The following is a 17,212-nucleotide window of genomic DNA, read 5'->3' as shown; positions in this document are numbered from 1 at the left end:
TTAAAAAATAATTTGATTTTTTATACCGGGGCGGCCGGTCGAAAGCAAGTAGTGACACACCGCCATACTATCCAAAGCCTTTGCCGGCGGGCATTTTGAGGCTGTTCAGGGGTATTTTGGCAGCCCACCACGCCAACGGGTGAAATCGTTTCAAAGGGTAAAACCGCTCTACACCCATGGCTGGCGAACGGCAGGGAACACGGTTAGTATTCAAACAATATTTTAAAAACAAGAAATAAAACCAGTCCGTGACGCGCACCAGACAGCTCCCGAACTTGTTACAAGGCTTTACACGGGGCGTGACGGCGGTGTCGAGACTGCAGGCGTAGTCATGATGACAGAGACCCCCGCGCACCCAGGCTTGATTTCCCTGCAAGGCATCGGCAAGCGCTATCAGCTCGCCGGGCAAGAACTGACCATTCTCAATGATGTGTGCCTGTCCATCGCCCGTGGTGACAGCTGCGGCATCCTCGGTGCCTCAGGTTCCGGCAAAAGCACCCTGCTTAATATCCTCGGCCTGTTGGACCTGCCCAATGGCGGCCAGTACCACTTTGCCGGCCACGATATTTTCAACGCCAGTGCGGATCAACTGGCGGCAATCCGTAACCAGCAGATCGGTTTTGTGTTCCAGAGTTTCAACCTGCTGCCGCGTCTCAGCGCCCTGGACAACGTCGCCCTGCCCCTGAGCTATCGCGGTGTGTCACGGCATGAATCGGTGGAGCAGGCCCTGCGTATGCTCGAACAGGTCGGGCTGGCGGAGCGCGCCCACCACCGTCCCGCCGACCTCTCCGGCGGCCAGCGCCAACGTGTGGCGATTGCCCGTGCATTGGTGGGCAAACCGTCGGTGATCCTGGCCGACGAACCCACCGGTAACCTCGACAGCACCACCGCCCAGGACATCATGGACCTGCTGCTGGCGTTAAACCGCGAGCAACAGGTCACGCTGATCATCGTTACCCACGATTCGCATATCGCCGAACGCCTGGAGCGCAAGATCCTGGTGCGCAACGGCGTGGTGCACGAGGTCGGGCGCCTATGAGCCTGCGGGTCGAACAGAGCTTCAGCCAACTACTGCACGAAGCCTTCGTCAGCCTGCGCACCCTGGGCAAGCGCTCGGTCCTGGCGCTGCTGGGCATCGTCATCGGCAGTTCGTCGGTGGTGGCGTTGATCAATATCGGCCATAACGCGGCGGTGGATGCCGCGATGATTTTCAAGGACATGGGCACCGACACCCTGGTCGCCCAGTTCCCGCCCAAGGGCAGCAGCACTGTGCCGGCGCCCGCCAGGCTCGACCTGGAGGCCGTGCGCCAAGCCGTGCCGGGCATCGCCCATATCGGCGCGCTCAGCTTGTTCAGCGGGCCCATCGTGTTCCATGGCCGCACCACCAACGCCAACTTCGTCGGCAGTACGCCGGACATCCAGGCGGCCATGCGCCTGGTGGTACAGCAGGGACGCTTCCTGTCGAGCTTCGATGCCAACGAAACCTATGGCGTGATCGGCGACCAGGTGGCCCAGGCCCTTGGAACGCCGGGCGATCCGCTGCAACTGGGCGACCGCGTGCGCATCAACGATTACCTGTTCCTGGTGGTGGGCATTCTGCATAACCAACCCCGGGCAATGCTGATGCCGGTACAGGCCAACGATTCGTTGTTCATTCCCGCCGAAGGCATGCGCCGCATCTTCCCCACGCCGCAGATCGGCAATGTGATTATCCGCGCCGCGCCCGGCCAGGACATGGAGCGCATTGCCAAGCAAGCCGCCAGCGCCTTGCAGACCCAGCTCACCGACCACACTGTCGACATCCAGGTGCCCCAGCAAATGATCGACGGCATGACCCGGCAAAGCCGCACCTTCGCCTACCTGCTGCTGGCCCTCGGCGCCATCTCCCTGGTCGGCGGCGGTGTGGGGGTGATGAACGTGATGCTGATGAACGTGTCGGAACGCCGTCGCGAGATCGGCATTCGCATGGCCCTGGGCGCTCGCCAGCGCGACATCCGTAACCTGTTTCTGCTCGAAGCCGTCACCCTCACCGCCGTCGGCGCGCTGTGCGGCGCGGTGCTCGGGATGACGGCCGCCTGGCTCTACGCCTGGCTGTCGGGCTGGATTTTCGACCTGGCCGTCGCCGCCCTGCCATTGGGGGTGGGCAGTACGTTGCTGGTGGGCTTGTTCTTTGGCATCTACCCGGCGGTCTCGGCCTCACGGTTGCAGCCGGTGGAGGCCTTGCGCGATGAGTAAATGGCTAGGGTTGCTCGTGTTGATCAGCCTGCACGGCATGGCCGCTGATGTGCTCATCAAGCCGTCAGCCCCCAGCAGCACCCGCAGCGGTTACGACCGGGGCGTGTCCTTGAATGCCCAGGTCACCACCATGACCCTGGGTGACGCGGTGTACCTGGGCCTGCGCAACAACCCTGCGATCCGCAGCGCGTACCTGCAACGGGTCGCGCAGAAATTCGACCTGCGCGTCGCCGAAGACGTGTTCAACCCCAAGCTCACGCTCAACAGCTATTACCGCAGCACGCGCGGCTCCCAGGACAGTGCGCGCAATGCCAACGTGGCGCCGGCCACCAGCTTGCTCAGTGAGTACGGCACCCGCCTGAGCATGGCCTGGACCCAGCAGTTGAACAACGCCGACCGCGCCGGCCGCTACCGCAGCGACGGCCTCGACCTGGCGATCATCCAGCCGCTGCTGCGCGGCGCCGGCTGGGACGCCACCACCGCACCGTTGCGCCTGTCACGCCTGTCGGAGCAGGCCAACCGCCTGAACCTCAAGGCGACCGTGGCGCAGACCATCAGCCAGATCATCGCCACCTACCGCGAACTGCTGCGCGCCCAGGAGCAACTGAGCATCGTGCAGGACGCCCTCAAGCGCTCCGGCACCTTGCTGGAAGTGAACAAGGCCCTGATCAGTGCCGGGCGCATGGCCGAATTCGAAATCGTGCAGACCGAAGCCGACATCGCCACCCAGCAACTGGGCGTGGAAGAGGCGCAGAACCAGCTCGACACCAGCCGCCTGGCGCTGTTGCGCCTGCTGGCCCTGGACCTGTCCACGCCGATTCGCGCCAGCGAAGCCCTGGAGGCCAAACCCATGCAGATCGATAAACGCCAAGCCTTCAACCTCGCGCAGACCCAGCAACCGGAATACCTCGCCGCCCTGCTCGGCAGCCAGCAGGCCGACCTCAACCTGGTGATCGCCAAGGACTCCGGGCGCTGGCAAGTGGACCTGGTAGCCGGCGCGAACCAGATACGCGACGCCTACAATAACGACGCCGGCAGCACCAACAACCGCACCTGGGACAGCTACGCCGGGGTGCAGGTGCAGATCCCCATCGGCGACATCAGCACGCGCCAGGCCGAAGTGCGCGCGCGGGTCAACGTGGAGGACCAGGAGATCCGCATCACCGACGCCCGCCAGGAACTGGAACGCAACGTCAACGATGTGGTGCGCGACCTCGGCACCCGCTGGCGCCAATATGAAATCTCCCAGCGCGCGGTGGAATTGTCGCGGCGCAAGATCGAGATCGAACGCGAGAAACTCAGCGCCGGGCGCTCCACCAACTTCCAGGTGCTGAGTTTCGAGACCGACCTGCGCAATGCCGAAAATGCACAGCTCAACGCACTGATCGCTTATTTGAACGCCCAGACTCAGCTCGACTTGACCCTGGGCATGACGCTGGAAAGTTGGGAAATCGCCCTCAATGACTACTAATCGAAAACGCCTGCTGGGCGCCGCGTTGATCCTGCTGCTGGCCGGCGCGGGGCTGGCCCTGCGCAGCCCCGCAGAAGGCCCGGCCGGCGCCACCGAACAGTGGCTGGGCGTCAAGCCCGACCCGCTGGTGCACCAGATCGGCCTGGTAGGCAAGATCGAGCCCGACACCACCCTCACCCTCACCGCGCCGTTCGACGGCAATGTGCAGGCCAATCTGGTGGAGCAAGGCCAGCGGGTCGAGGCCGGCCAGGTACTGCTGCGCATGGACCCGGCCACCCTTGAAGTGCAATTGCGCGACGCCCTCTCCGCCCAGCTCAAGGCCCGGCGCACCGTGCAAGAGCTGCAGGACTGGGACAGCGGCCCCACCGTCAGCCGTGCGCGCCGCAGCCTGCGTACCGCCGAGATGACCGCCGGCAACACCCAGCGCAAACTCACCGAAAGCGAAAACCTGTTCAAGCGCGGCATCATCCCGCGCAATGAGCTGGACGATCTCAAGCAACAGACCCAGCAGCAACAGCTGGACCTCGCCTCCGCCCGCAGCGAACTGCAACAGGCACTCGATCAGGGCAAGGGCGAATACCGCCAGATCGCCGACATGGAACTGACCAATGCCACGGTGAAATACGACACCCTGCGCGCACTGCTGGCAGGCAAGGAGGTGAAGGCGCCGTTCTCCGGCATCGTCGTGCCGGCGCCCGGCAACAATACGCCCCAAGGCGGCGGCACGAACGCACCCATTCAGGCCGGCAGCAAGGTCAGCCAGGGCCAGGTGCTGTTCGGCCTGGCCAATATCGAGCGGCTGAAAATCGTCGCCAAGGTCTCTGAGCTGGACATCAACCAACTGCACCAGGGCCAGGCGGTGGAAGTGCTGGGCGATGGCTTTGACGGCGAACGACTGAGCGGCTCGGTGAGTGTGGTCAGCGGCTTGGCGATTGCCAGCGACAGCCAGGGCAGCGCGCAGTTTCCGGTGACCCTGTCGATCCCCAAGCTGACCCCGCAACAGTTGCAGCGGGTGCGGCTGGGCATGAGTGCGCGGTTGACCATCGTCACCTACAACAATGCGCAGGCGATGGTGATTCCGAGCGAGGCGATCCAGGCGGATATGACGGTGGAGTATCGAGAAGCGATGGATAAGCCGGTGGAGCGGGTGAAGGTAACCACCGGGCAATCGACGGCGCAGGGCGTGGAGGTGTTCGGCCTAACACCCGGCTTCGTAAAGACCTCAAAATAAATGGAGAACCCCTGTGGGAGGGGGCAACCCCCCTCCCACATTTAGAGTTGCGCCAACTTCGATGCCAGGGCTTTAGCCTGAAGCGCCACATCCGTTACTGCTGTGCTCTCCCACCACATCCCCCTCAACGGCGGGCCCATGGCGAACAATCGCGTACTGACCTCGCCCTGGGCATCCAGCACTGCGCCGCAGGTGTCCGCCGCAATCCCCAACGCCAACGGCCCAGGCGTGATCAGCCCGCGCTGAAGCAACTGCCGGGGCAACGGCCGGGCCACGCGGCGCCAGTCGTATTCGATGCCGCTGGAGTTGATCAACGCCGCCCCCGACACCAAGGTGATCGCCTGTTCGCCCCGATAACGCAAACGAATGGTCACGCCCTCACCCGCCGGCTCCAGCCCCTTGAACGACGCCGCACGAATGCGCAACCGCCCTTCTTTATGCAGACTTGCCACCAACTGCGCACTCAACGGCGGCGAGCGGTGGTGATGGCTTTCCCACCAGGGCCGTACATGCCGTACGAACTGATGTTTCTGGCCTTCGCTGGCCTGGCTCCACAGCCGGCCGATATGGGCGCGCACCGTGTCCAGTGGCGCCTGCCAATCGATACCCTGCGCCAGTGCGAGGCGGCATTGGCGACGCACCTCGCGCAGCAGTTGCCGAGGGCTGCGCAAGGCGTGGTCAGCGGCGAGGAAATCTTCCCAACTCGGTGGTTGCCGGCGCACATGGGGCAACAAACCGTGGCGTGAAAACACCTCGATGGGCCCACGATGCCCGGCCTGTTCCAGGGACACCACGGCGTCCACCATGGTCAACCCGGAGCCGATGATCAGCACGGGCGCCTGCGGGTCGATCCGGGTCATGGCCTGCACGTCCCAGGGGTCCACGGCGGCGGCGTTCAACCCGCTGGAGTCGGTCTGCGGCGTGCGCGCCGCCGGGAACATGCCGGTGGCCAACACCGCCTGGGCGCCGCGTAGTTGCTGGCCATTGTCGAGGGTCAGCAACACTGAGTCGTCGCCGACTTGCAGGTCGACGACTTCGGCGCGGATATGCTCGACGGTGGACGCCGACAACGCCTTGGCCTCAGCCAGCCGCTGCTGCGCATACAGGCCAAAGATCCCGCGTGGCGGGAACAGTTCGCTGATGGGCACGTGCTGCTGGTCCGACTCCGGCCAACCGCCGGCACCGATGTAGGCGGTGAGCCATTGGGTCAGGTCATCGGCGTTGTCCGGGTCGACGCTCATGCGCGCCGCGTTGCCGTTCAAGGTGTGGCCCAGTTCGACGGCGCTGTAGGCCTCGCCACGGCCGAGTTCGGCGCGCGGTTCGATCACCAGGATCCGGCGCTGCCCAGGCCGGCGCAGCAGTTGCACGGCCAGCATCGTACCGCTCAGGCCGCCGCCGATGATCAGCACATCAGCGTTGCGGAGGGATTCAGTCATGCACATTCGCCTTTACTGTTTACCCAGATAAATATCGTGCAAATCGCCGCGTGCCAACAGCTCGGCGGCGCTGCCACTCAAGGCCACGCGCCCAGTATCCAGCACGTAGCCCTGGGACGCATAGTTGAGCGCGACGTTGATGTTCTGCTCGGCGATCAGGAAGCTCACCTGCTGCTCGCGGTTGAGCTGCGCGATGATCTCGAAGATCTCCTGCACGATCATAGGCGCCAAACCCATGGACGGCTCGTCGAGCAGTACCAAAGTAGGACGGGTCATCAACGCGCGGCCGATGGCGACCATTTGCTGCTCGCCGCCGGACGTCAGGCCAGCGCGGGTGTGGCGTTTGGTCTTGAGCCGGGGGAACCAGGCGTAGATGCGCTCCAGGTCTTGTTCCATGGCCTTGCGGCTCAGGCGCCGCACAAAGCCGCCGCTGCGCAGGTTGTCTTCCACGGTGAGCTGGCCGAACACATGGCGGCCTTCCAGCACATGCACCATGCCCTGGCGCACGCGCTGGCTGGGGTCGACGCCGGCCAGGTCGACGCCGGCGTATTCGATCACGCCCCGGCTGACTTCGGCGCGCTCGGCACGCACCAACCCGGAGATCGCCTTGAGGGTGGTGCTCTTGCCGGCGCCATTGGCCCCGAGCAAGGCGACGATGGCGCCCTTGGGTACGCTCAGCGACACGCCGGCCACGGCGAGGATCGCGCCGTCGTAGATCACTTCAATATCGTTGACCGTCAACAACGACGGGCGCGTGGCTTCGGTAGCGAGCTGGCTCATGATTTATTCATCCCCGGTGCAGGTGCGTGGCGTCAGGCCTTTTTCCTTGGCGAAGGCCGCGGATTTTTCATCGATCAGCGGGCGTAACAGGCCGCGGTCGGCAGCGATCCAGTCGCTGATCAGCGTCCAGTGGGCGCCGTCCCATTGCTGTACGCGCGCCGAGCCGCCGCCTTCGTGGTCGCGGCACGACAGCTTGAGGTTCTGCATCAGGCCCAGGTAGCCCATGTCCTTCAGGCGCGCGTCATCGATATTCAGGTGTTCCAGGCCCCAGCGGCCTTCTTCGCCATTGAGCGGGCGCTTGCCGAACTTGGCCTGGCCGGTGCGGATCGCTTCCACGGCGACGGCGGCGTTCACCAGGCCGGAGTTGTAGTAGACGCTGCCGAAATTCTTCAGGTCCTTGAGGTCGCTGTGGCCCTTGTCGAGGATGTACTGCTTGAGGCGCTTGTGGATCTCGAAATCCGCGCCTGCCGGGTAAGGCGTGAGCGCCAGGTAGCCCTTGGCGGCGGCGCCTGCGGGCAATACGTCTTCGCTGGAACTGGCCCATATATCGCCGATGATATGGTCCACCGGGAAGCCGAAGCGCGCGGCGGTTTTCACCGCCACCGGGGTAGACACGCCCCAGGTACGCAGGAACACCCAATCCGGGTTGGCCTGGCGCACCTGGCGCCATTGCGCGGACTGTTCGTTACCCGGGTCGGCCACCGGAATCTGGATATTTTCAAAGCCGTATTTTTCCGCCAGCAACTTCAGCGGGCCGAGGGTTTCGCGGCCGTAGGCCGAGTCGTGGTAGACCGTGGCGATCTTCTTGCCCTTGAGTTTGTCGAAGCCGCCTTCGCGCTGGGCGATGTAATTCACCAGGGTGGACGCCTCGCTGTAGAACGTCAGCATCACCGGGAAGTTGTACGGGAACACCGTGCCGTCGGTGGCTTCGGTGCGACCGTAGCCGAGGGTGATCAGCGGGATCTTGTCCACCTCAGCCCTTTCACTGAGCGCATAGGCCGCCGGTGCACCGTTGGGCTGGTACACCGCGACCGGCGCGCCATCCAGGCCGTTCTTGAAGCGCTCGTAGCACTCGATGCCCTTCTCCGCCGTCCACTCGGTCTCGCATTCCTGCCACACCAGCTTGACGCCATTGATGCCGCCTTCGACCTCGTTGATATAGCGCAGGTAGTCGATCATTCCGGCCCACACCTGCACGCCGCTGGACGCGTAGGCACCCACCCGGTAGGTGGCCAGGGGAAAGAACTGCTGGTCGGCCGAAGCCATCGCCTGTGGCACGGCACCGGCCAGGGCTGCCAGCGCGAAGGCGGCGCCGGCCAGGGAGCGTTTCAAGGATGCACGCATTGGGATTCTCTTCTTCAAGTCAGAAACGTAGGGGCCACTGACGCAGCCGATCGCGAAGGTTGTGCAACAGGCGAATCAAGCCCTCGGGCTCCTTGATCAGGAACACGATGATCAACACGCCAAAAATGATTTTCTGCAGGTTCTGCAACTGCCCCGCGTCCACCGAGCCACCGAACAACGCCTGCCCGGCATGGCTGAGGAAAATCGGCAGCAAACTGATAAACGCCGCGCCGACGAAGTTGCCGGCGATGCTGCCCATGCCGCCGATAATGATGATGAACAGGATCTGGAATGAGCGATTGATGTCGAAGCTGCTGGCGCTGGCCGTGCCCAGGTAGGCAAACGCCCACAACGCGCCGGCGATGCCGAGGTAGAACGAACTGACCGCAAACGCCAGGCGCTTGTAGCGCACCACCGGGATGCCGACGACGGCGGCGGCGGTGTCCATGTCGCGGATCGCCATCCAGTTGCGGCCCACCTGGCTGCGCACCAGGTTGACGGCGGCCCAGGTCAACAACAGCACCGTGACCAGGGTCAGCCAGTAGCGGCCCAGCGGCGTGTTGAGGTCATGGCCGAACAGCGCCAGCTTCGGCGCCGAGATGGTCCCGGACGAACCGTAGTTGTAGAACCAGGGGAATTTGACGAACAGCCACTCCAGGAAAAACTGCGCGGCCAAGGTGGTGACCATCAGGTAGAAGCCTTTGATCCGCGAGCTGGGCAAGCCAAACAGCAGCCCGACCAACGCGCTGATGATCCCGCCGCCGAGCAGCGCCACCGGCAGGCCCAGCTCCGGCAGGCGCAGCAAAAACCCATAGGTGGCGAAGGCGCCGACGGCCATGAACCCGGCGGCACCGACCGAGGTCTGCCCGGTATAGCCGGTGAGTAAATTCAGGCCCAGCCCGGCCAGTGACAGCACCAGGAACGGGATGAGGATCGCATTGAGCCAATAGTCATTGCCCCACAGCGGCACCACGATAAACGCCAACGCCAGCAGGCCGAGCAGGCCCCAGGGCACGCGCCGCTGGATCAGCAGCAACGGTGCGGTGTGTTCAGCAACAGGGATCGACATGCTTTCAGACTCGCTCGATGGCACGCTCGCCGAACAGGCCGGCGGGACGGATATACAGGAAGGACAACGCCAGGACATAGGCGAACCACGGCGTGATGCCGCCACCGATCAGCGGGCCGATATACACCTCGGCGAGGTTCTCCGCCGCGCCGACAATCAGCCCGCCGACAATCGCTCCGCCAATCGAGGTGAAGCCGCCGATGATCAACACCGGCAACGCCTTGAGCACCACCAGCGACAGCGAAAACTGCACGCCCTGGCGCGCGCCCCACAACAACCCCGCCACCAGCCCGACGATGCCGGCCACCGCCCAGACGATCTGCCAGATGCGGTTGAGGTTGATACCGATGGACAGCGCCGCCGTGGTGTCATCCGCCACCGCGCGCAGCGACACACCGATGCGGGTCTTGTTGAACAGCAGCGCCAGTACCGTCACCAGCACCACGGCCACGGCCGCGGCGATCAGGTCAAACTGGCTGAGCATCAGCGGCCCGACGAACAGCGGTACATCGTCGATGCCCAGGTCCAGGGCGCGCACTTGCGAGCCCATCACACCTTGGGCCAGGCCTTCGATAATGAATGACAGGCCCAACGTCGCCATGAACAGCGTGATTTGCGAACGGTTCACCAGCGGCCGCAGCACCAGGCGCTCGATGAGCAAGGCGCCGACGATCATCACGATCACCGTCAACAGCAACGCCAGGGCAAACGGCACGCCCTGGTCGTGCAGGCTGACGAAGGTCAGCGCGGCAAACAGCAGCATCGAGCCCTGGGCAAAATTGAACACGCCGCTGGCCTTGTAGATCAGCACGAAGCCGATGGCGACCAGCGAGTACATGGTACCGGCGAGCAGGCCGCCGAACAGGGTTTCGAAGAAGAACGTCATCAGTGCGCCACTCCCAGGTAGGCCGCGATCACCTCGGGGTTGGCCTGCACCTGCGCCGGGGTGCCATCGCCGACCTTGCGCCCGTAGTCGAGCACCACCACATGGTCGGACAGGCCCATGACCACGCCCATGTCGTGTTCGATCAACACCACGGTGGTGCCGAGGTCGCGGTTCACGTCGGCGACAAAGCGCGCCATGTCCTGTTTTTCCTCGGCGTTCATGCCGGCCATGGGTTCGTCCAGCAACAACAGGCTCGGCCCGGCGATCAACGCGCGGCCGAGTTCCACGCGCTTTTGCAGGCCGTAGGACAGGTTGCCCACCAGCACATCGCGGTGGGCTTGCAGTTCAAGGAATTCGAGGAGGCCCTGGGCACGCAGGCGGAAGGCGTCGGCTTCACGCCGTGCGCGCGGCAAGCCGAGGGCCTGTTCGATAAAGCTGGTGCGCATATGCCGCGACAGGCCGGTGAGGAGGTTGTCGAGCACGCTCATTTTCTTGAACAGGGCGTTGTTCTGGAATGTACGGCTAATGCCCCGGCGCGCGGCGCCCAAGGGGTCGATGCGGTGGAAGTGTTGCGCCTCGAAAACGATCTCGCCGGCATCGAAGCGATACACGCCGTTAAGTACGTTGAGCAATGAACTCTTGCCGGCGCCATTGGGCCCGATCAACGCGCAGATTTCACCGCGCTGCACTTCAAACGACAACGCATTGATCGCCTTGACGCCCTTGAACGACAGCGAGATGTCCCGCACCTGGAGGATGGCTTGGCTCATGCACGTTCCCGTTTGAATTCGGCAAGCCACGTCGGCTCAGCATTGGATTTGAGGGGCTGCCAGATATAAGCCAGCCGCTGGAAGCCCAGCAGTTTGCGCACGCGGTTTTTCAGCAGGCGGCGCAGGCCACTTTGCGGATGGGCAATGGCCCAGTCGCACAGGCGCCGACGCCAGGTGCCGTGGGGTGCCAGGCGGCTTTCGATGTCGTCAGCCAGGTGCTGCAGGCGCGCGGGCGACAGCAGCAGGCCGGTGGGCGCCACTTCACTGCGATCACGCCGCGCCGAGGCCAGGCTTTCCGGGAAGGCCAGGCCGTGGCCGCTGTTCAGCCACTGCTCCAGCACCACGGCCAGGCCGCCTTGCCACTGGGTGCCTTCTTCGCTCCATAGCGCGGTTTCGCCTGTGGGTTGCCACCAGCGCTGCTGGTATTGCGCCGGCTCGACCGGGCCCAGCAGTTGAGCGAAATCCAACCGCTGGGTGAACGTCCAATCGCGCTGGCGACCTTGAACGTAGGCGTGACTGGGATGAATACGCCACAGCTTTTGCTCCAGAGCCTGCGGCTCGAGGTTATCGGCCAGCGTCAGCACCTGTGCGCCCACGGACTGGGCCGCCAACGCCAGCAACAGCAGGTTCGGCTCAAAGGCGCCGCTGAGCACCACGCGTGACTGTTCACTTAAACCGTGCTGGCGCAAACCGCCGGCCAGGCGTTCGACGTCGCGCAAGGTGTCGATCCAGCGCCAGGCATACCATTGGCCCTGGCGCTTGTGGCGCAGGGCGATGTGCAACGGCGTGAGTTGCGCCCAGTGGCGCAGGTGTTCCAGGAGGGCCGTTGGTTCGTGCACGCTCATAGGGGGTTGCTCCTATTGGGGGGGTGTGCGTGCGGTGGTCCGCTGGCTTGATTATTTGGATCGACACGGGACAACTGTGGGAGGGGGCAAGCCCTAATGCTAGAACGGGCAAACAGTAACCTGTGGCGAGCGGGCTTGCCCCGCGTTGGGCTGCGAAGCAGCCCCAAAACACAGCCCCGGACCTGCCTGGCACACTGCAGCGCTCTTATTGGGGCTGCTGCGCAGCCCAACGCGGGCGGTGCGACGACTCGACAAGCCCGCTCGCCACAGTTACAGTGTTCCTCCTTAACTGACTGGCATTAGGGCAAGCCCCCTCCCACATTGGTTTTATGTGAGCCTGATAGATCACGGTAGCCGGCGCCTGGGTGGTTCGAGCCCAACCTTGCACCGTCGCCAAACAACTTCTCGCGCAAGGTGCCCTGGGCGTATTCGGTCTTGTACACGCCGCGCTTCTGCAACTCCGGCACCAGCCACTCGACGGCGTCGACGAAGGTTTCGTGAGTCAGCGCATAGGCGAGGTTGAAGCCGTCGACGTCGGTCTCTTCGACCCACTCCTGCAACAGGTCGGCGACGGTCTGCGGGCCGCCGACGAACAGCGGGCCAAAGCCGCCGATACCGACCCAATCGGCCAGTTCGTTGGGGGTCCAGACCTTGTTCGGATCCGCCGTGGAGAAAGCTTCCACCGCCGATTGAATCGCATTGGTGTGCACGTGCTTGAGCGGTTCATCCGGCTTGAACTGGCTGAAATCGATCCCGGTCCAGCCGGAGATCAGCGCCATCGCACCTTCATAGCTGACGTAGGATTTGTACTCGTCAAACTTGGCCTTGGCCTTGGCATCGGTCTCGTCGACGATCACCGTCTGCAAGTTGAAGATCAGGATTTTATTCGGGTCGCGCCCGGCTTCGGCCGCACGGCGGCGGATGTCGGCGACGGTCTTTTTCAGCAGTACCTTGGACGGCGCAGCAACGAACACGCATTCGGCCTGCTCGGCGGCGAACTGCTTGCCACGGCTGGAGGCACCGGCCTGGTACAGCACCGGCGTGCGCTGCGGCGACGGTTCGCACAGGTGGATGCCGGGCACCTGGAAGTGTTTGCCGACGTGGCGGATCTCGTGGATTTTGCTTGGATCGCTGAAAATCCGCCGTTCACGGTCACGCAGTACCGCGCCCTCTTCCCAACTGCCTTCCCAGAGTTTGTAGCAGACCTCCAGGTATTCCTCGGCGTAGTCGTAGCGCGCGTCGTGTTCGGTCTGGGCTTTCTGGCCAAGGTTCTTGGCGCCGCTTTCCAGGTAGGACGTGACGATGTTCCAGCCGATGCGGCCCTTGGTCAGGTGGTCGAGGGTCGAGAGCCTGCGCGCAAACGGATACGGATGTTCGAACGACAGCGACGCGGTCAGGCCAAAACCCAAGTGCTCGGTGACCAGCGCCATCGGTGCGATCAGCGACAACGGGTCGTTGACCGGCACCTGGGTCGCCTGGCGAATCGCCGCGTCGCCATTGCCGTTGTACACGTCGTAGATGCCCAGTACGTCGGCGATAAACAGGCCGTCGAACTTGCCGCGCTCGAGGATCTTCGCCAAGTCGGTCCAGTACTCAAGATCCTTGTACTGCCACGAGCGGTCACGCGGATGTGCCCACAGGCCCGGCGATTGGTGGCCGACGCAGTTCATGTCGAAGGCGTTCAAGCGGATTTCACGGGACATCACAGCACTCCGTTGAGGTGGTAGTTGCCGACGACCTGGTACTTCCAGCGCAACGGATCATCCAGGGTCGGTGGCAGCGCGGTGCGTTGGCCGGTGAGTTCGAATTCGGTGTTGCTGGCGAAGAGCAAGGCTTCAGCGGCGGCGATCTGCGCTTCGGTGAGGGCGACCGGGCTTGGATCGATTTCGGCGCGCTCAAGCAAGGCGGCCGCTACATCCACGCGAATCTGCCAATCGCCGAAGCGGCTGATCACGTAGGGGTCATCGCTTTTTTCGACGTGGCGACGGGTGCTGTCCAGCAGTTGGCGTGCGAGCGTCAGTGCGGTCATGGGTCAGGTCCTCAGTTCCAGGCGTGGCGCGCAGGTTTCACGCCGTTGAGCACGAAGTTGCCGATCAGGTGGTATTTCCAGCGGGCCGGGTCGTGCAGGGTGTGGGTGCGCGCGTTGCGCCAGAAGCGGTCGAGGTTGTGCTTGGCGGTGACCGAGCGGGTCCCGGCCAGTTCGAAGAGTTTGCTGCTGGCGAGCAACGCGGTTTCGGCCGACAGGACCTTGGCCTGGGCGACCACCAGCGAGGCTTGGGCAACCGTGTCTTCATTCGGTTCGGCGAGGGCCCGGTCGACAGCCAGGCCGGCCTTGGCGAGGATGGCTTCGGTGCCGTGCACACGCCATTCCAGATCACCGATGGCGGCGATGGTGAATGGATCCTGCCAGCCGTGATCCTGCTGGCTGTCGATCCACGGGCGGGCCTGGCGCGCGAAGATTTTTGCCTGTTCAAGGGCGCCGAGGGCAATGCCGGTGTCAACGGCGGCCTGGATGATTTGCGAAATCGGCCCATCGGCCGTGGGTTGGTCAAACGCCAGGTGGGCGGGAATCACCGCGCTCAAGGGCACGGTCACGCCGTCGAGGGTCACACCACCGCTGGCGGTGGTGCGCTGGCCGAAGCCGTCCCAGTTGTCGATGACGGTAAGGCCTGGCGCATCGCGCTCGACGAGGCCGATGAACGCCTGACCCTTTTCGTTATTACCCACGGTGGGCACGATATGCGCGAACAACGCGCCGGTGCAGTAGAACTTCTCGCCGTTGATTTGCGCGGTGTCGCCGTGAAAGCGGATCTGGGTATCGAAGGTACCGGCGTTTTTGCTCTTGGCCTCGGAGAAGGCGTTACCGAAGCGATAACCCGCCAGGACTTTTCCGAAGTAGTGGAGCTTTTGTTCCTCGGTGGCGGTTTGCACGAGGATGTCCACTACGCCCAGATGGTTCTGCGGAATTTGTCCCAAAGACGGGTCGGCGGCGGAGATCAACTTGATCACCTCGGCCACCGTCACATAGGACACCTCGGCGCCGCCATAGGCCTTGGGAACGGTGATGCCCCACAGGCCGCTGGCGGAAAATTCGTCAAGCTCGGCGACAGGCAGGCGACGCTCACGGTCACGCTCGCTGGCGTCGACGGCAAAGCGTTCGGCCAGGCGCTTGGCGACCTCGATGGCCTCCGCGTCCGAGCGGATGATATGGGCAGGTTGTTGAGGGTGGGCAGACATGGGCCGACTCCAGGCTCCGATGGGATACTGGAGTGATTGCAGGAGTCGTGCCTGAATTTAATCGTCAGTAAAATCAGGTGGTTGCTGCGTAAATAGGCGTACAACCGCGGTTTCAAACCAGCAAAGTGTGCATCCACTGTTGGCTGGCAAACAGTTAGATCACCACATTGCGCACAAAGCGCACGGCGACCTGGCCGTCATTGCGATAGGCATGGGGCTGGTGGCTGGCGAACATGAAGAATTCGCCGGTGCCGATGGTGTTTTCCTGATCGCCGACCACCAACGTCAGGCTGCCCTCGAAGACGAACAGTTGCTCGCTCCACCCCTCCAGGTCGGGGTCCGGGCAATAACGATCGCCCGGTTCAAGGCGCCACTCCCATAACTCGACCTCACGCCGCGCCGTGGCCTTGGCCAGCAACACCGCCTTGCTGCCGTCGATTTCACCCGCCCAGGCCAGTTCGTTGATGCGGCTGTGATCGCGCACATCCGGCGCCTGGATCAGGTCGCTGAACGCCACATCCAACGCTTCGGCCACGCGGTCGAGGGTGGACAGGCTGACGTTCTTTTCCCCCGCCTCAATCGCCACCAGCATGCGCCGGCTGACCCCGGACTTTTCCGAGAGCGCGGTCTGGCTCAGGTCGGCGGCGTGGCGCAGGCGACGAACGTTCTGGCTGACGTGCTGCAGGACCGAGGCCCGTTGTGGATTTTCTTTGTGCACTATATTGCTCAATGGGTGGGTGTGCGCAGTATACTGCCCAGCGTGCGGCGCATTGTGCGGTCCGTGCCTTTCCCTTGCAAGACCGAGCCGCCATGACTACCCCGAACTCCCCGTCGCGTTTCAACCGCTTCAGCAAAGCCGAATGCATCCTGGTGTTTATCACCATGATTTGGGGCGGCACGTTTTTGCTGGTGCAGCATGCCATGACCGTCAGCGGGCCGATGTTTTTCGTGGGCCTGCGCTTTGCGGCGGCGGCGATTGTGGTGGGGTTCTTTTCCTTGCGTACCTTGCGCGACCTGACGTTGTTCGAACTGAAGGCCGGCGTGTTCATCGGCGTGGCAATCATGTTCGGCTACGGCTTGCAGACCATTGGCCTGCAGACGATCTTGAGCAGCCAGTCGGCGTTCATCACCGCGCTCTATGTCCCGTTCGTACCTTTATTACAGTGGCTGGTGCTGGGCCGTCGTCCGGGGTTGATGCCGAGCATCGGCATCATGTTGGCGTTTGCCGGGTTGATGTTGTTGACCGGTCCTGCCGGTGCCTCGTTGAATTTCAGCCCCGGTGAAATCGCCACATTGATCGGCGCGATAGCGATTGCGGCCGAGATCATTTTGATCAGTGCGTTTGCCGGGCAGGTGGACGTACGCCGGGTGACGGTGGTGCAACTGGCTACCGCGTCGCTGCTGTCGTTCCTGATGGTGGTGCCCATGGGGGAGGCGCTGCCAGGGTTTTCGTGGCTGCTGCTGTTCAGCGCGGTGGGCCTGGGCCTGACCAGTGCGGTGATCCAGGTCGCGATGAACTGGGCGCAGCAGAGCGTTTCGCCGACACGGGCCACGTTGATCTATGCCGGTGAGCCGGTGTGGGCAGGGGTAGTCGGGCGGATCGCCGGCGAGCGGTTCCCGCCGATTGCGATGCTGGGTGCGGCGTTGATTGTGGTGGCGGTGATTGTGAGTGAGATGAAGAGGAGCAGCTCGAAAGTTGTCGATGCCGAGGCCGAAGTTGAACCGGAAAGTCGCAGGTGATGCTTTAAGCTGCAAGCTGCAAGCTGCAAGAAATACGCGGTCGGCTATTATCTTGCAGCTTGCCGCTTGTAGCCGCCTTCCACTGCCTCTGTAGGATCCTGCCACATCTTGCCGTTTGGTGATCGTGAAAGCGGCACGTATGATGCATCCCAAACTCCCGCAGATTAG

At 63.5% G+C, this 17,212-nt stretch carries 16 protein-coding genes; 5 read left to right on the top strand and 11 right to left on the bottom strand.

Features of this window, described 5'->3' with window-relative positions:
* Positions 1–331: 331 nt before the first annotated feature.
* The 4 genes from FIV39_RS09210 to FIV39_RS09195 are packed head-to-tail and all read left to right on the top strand — an operon-like array spanning position 332 to position 4,937.
* On the top strand, positions 332–1,039 hold the full coding sequence (locus FIV39_RS09210; RefSeq protein WP_090402759.1) for an ABC transporter ATP-binding protein: 708 nt from the start codon (positions 332–334) through the stop codon (positions 1,037–1,039).
* Positions 1,036–2,235, top strand: a complete 1,200-nt coding sequence (locus FIV39_RS09205) for an ABC transporter permease (protein ID WP_090402757.1) — start codon at positions 1,036–1,038, stop codon at positions 2,233–2,235. The genes FIV39_RS09210 and FIV39_RS09205 overlap by 4 nt, the downstream gene beginning before the upstream one ends.
* Positions 2,228–3,706 carry a TolC family protein gene (locus FIV39_RS09200; RefSeq protein WP_090402754.1) on the top strand — a complete coding sequence of 493 codons (1,479 nt, stop codon included), beginning with the start codon at positions 2,228–2,230 and terminating at the stop codon, positions 3,704–3,706. The genes FIV39_RS09205 and FIV39_RS09200 overlap by 8 nt, the downstream gene beginning before the upstream one ends.
* Positions 3,696–4,937, top strand: a complete 1,242-nt coding sequence (locus tag FIV39_RS09195; protein WP_090402751.1) for an efflux RND transporter periplasmic adaptor subunit — start codon at positions 3,696–3,698, stop codon at positions 4,935–4,937. The genes FIV39_RS09200 and FIV39_RS09195 overlap by 11 nt, the downstream gene beginning before the upstream one ends.
* Positions 4,938–4,978: 41 nt before the next feature.
* Here FIV39_RS09195 and FIV39_RS09190 read toward each other — a convergent pair whose 3' ends face one another.
* The 11 genes from FIV39_RS09190 to FIV39_RS09140 all read right to left on the bottom strand — a co-directional run bounded on the left by FIV39_RS09190 (position 4,979) and on the right by FIV39_RS09140 (position 16,022).
* On the bottom strand, positions 4,979–6,373 hold the full coding sequence (locus FIV39_RS09190; RefSeq protein WP_090402749.1) for an FAD/NAD(P)-binding protein: 1,395 nt from the start codon (positions 6,371–6,373) through the stop codon (positions 4,979–4,981).
* A 12-nt stretch (positions 6,374–6,385) separates the two neighbouring features.
* Entirely contained in the window at positions 6,386–7,153 is a 768-nt protein-coding gene (locus FIV39_RS09185) for an ABC transporter ATP-binding protein (protein WP_090402747.1), read from the bottom strand.
* A gap of 3 nt (positions 7,154–7,156) precedes the next feature.
* Positions 7,157–8,497, bottom strand: coding sequence for an ABC transporter substrate-binding protein (locus tag FIV39_RS09180; RefSeq protein WP_090402745.1), 1,341 nt, complete (start codon positions 8,495–8,497; stop codon positions 7,157–7,159).
* Between the two features lie 19 nt (positions 8,498–8,516).
* A complete protein-coding gene (locus FIV39_RS09175) occupies positions 8,517–9,566 on the bottom strand; it encodes a branched-chain amino acid ABC transporter permease (RefSeq protein ID WP_090402743.1) in 1,050 nt (349 codons plus the stop codon).
* Positions 9,567–9,570: 4 nt separating this feature from the next.
* The gene (locus FIV39_RS09170) at positions 9,571–10,452 is read right to left on the bottom strand and encodes a branched-chain amino acid ABC transporter permease (RefSeq protein ID WP_090402741.1); all 882 of its coding nucleotides are present in this window, start codon (positions 10,450–10,452) and stop codon (positions 9,571–9,573) included.
* A complete protein-coding gene (locus tag FIV39_RS09165; protein ID WP_090402739.1) occupies positions 10,452–11,222 on the bottom strand; it encodes an ABC transporter ATP-binding protein in 771 nt (256 codons plus the stop codon). Before FIV39_RS09165 ends, FIV39_RS09170 begins: the two co-directional genes overlap by 1 nt.
* On the bottom strand, positions 11,219–12,067 hold the full coding sequence (locus FIV39_RS09160) for an AMP-binding protein (protein WP_090402738.1): 849 nt from the start codon (positions 12,065–12,067) through the stop codon (positions 11,219–11,221). Before FIV39_RS09160 ends, FIV39_RS09165 begins: the two co-directional genes overlap by 4 nt.
* Positions 12,068–12,366: 299 nt before the next feature.
* Entirely contained in the window at positions 12,367–13,770 is a 1,404-nt protein-coding gene (locus tag FIV39_RS09155; protein WP_090402736.1) for an LLM class flavin-dependent oxidoreductase, read from the bottom strand.
* Entirely contained in the window at positions 13,770–14,096 is a 327-nt protein-coding gene (locus tag FIV39_RS09150; RefSeq protein ID WP_090402734.1) for an acyl-CoA dehydrogenase, read from the bottom strand. The genes FIV39_RS09155 and FIV39_RS09150 overlap by 1 nt, the downstream gene beginning before the upstream one ends.
* An 11-nt stretch (positions 14,097–14,107) precedes the next feature.
* Entirely contained in the window at positions 14,108–15,304 is a 1,197-nt protein-coding gene (locus tag FIV39_RS09145; protein WP_090402732.1) for an SfnB family sulfur acquisition oxidoreductase, read from the bottom strand.
* Between the two features lie 154 nt (positions 15,305–15,458).
* Complete coding sequence (locus tag FIV39_RS09140) at positions 15,459–16,022, bottom strand: helix-turn-helix domain-containing protein (RefSeq protein ID WP_090402730.1); 564 nt, start codon at positions 16,020–16,022, stop codon at positions 15,459–15,461.
* Positions 16,023–16,114: 92 nt separating this feature from the next.
* Here FIV39_RS09140 and FIV39_RS09135 point away from each other — a divergent pair, with 92 nt between their 5' ends.
* Positions 16,115–17,044 (top strand): DMT family transporter, encoded by a 930-nt coding sequence (locus FIV39_RS09135; protein ID WP_090402728.1) that lies wholly within the window; start codon positions 16,115–16,117, stop codon positions 17,042–17,044.
* The last annotated feature ends 168 nt before the right edge of the window (positions 17,045–17,212 follow it).

This window comes from Pseudomonas grimontii, from assembly GCF_007858185.1.
In the GTDB taxonomy this organism is placed as follows: Bacteria; Pseudomonadota; Gammaproteobacteria; order Pseudomonadales; family Pseudomonadaceae; genus Aquipseudomonas; species Aquipseudomonas grimontii.
This window is presented reverse-complemented; position numbering and strand designations above follow the sequence as displayed.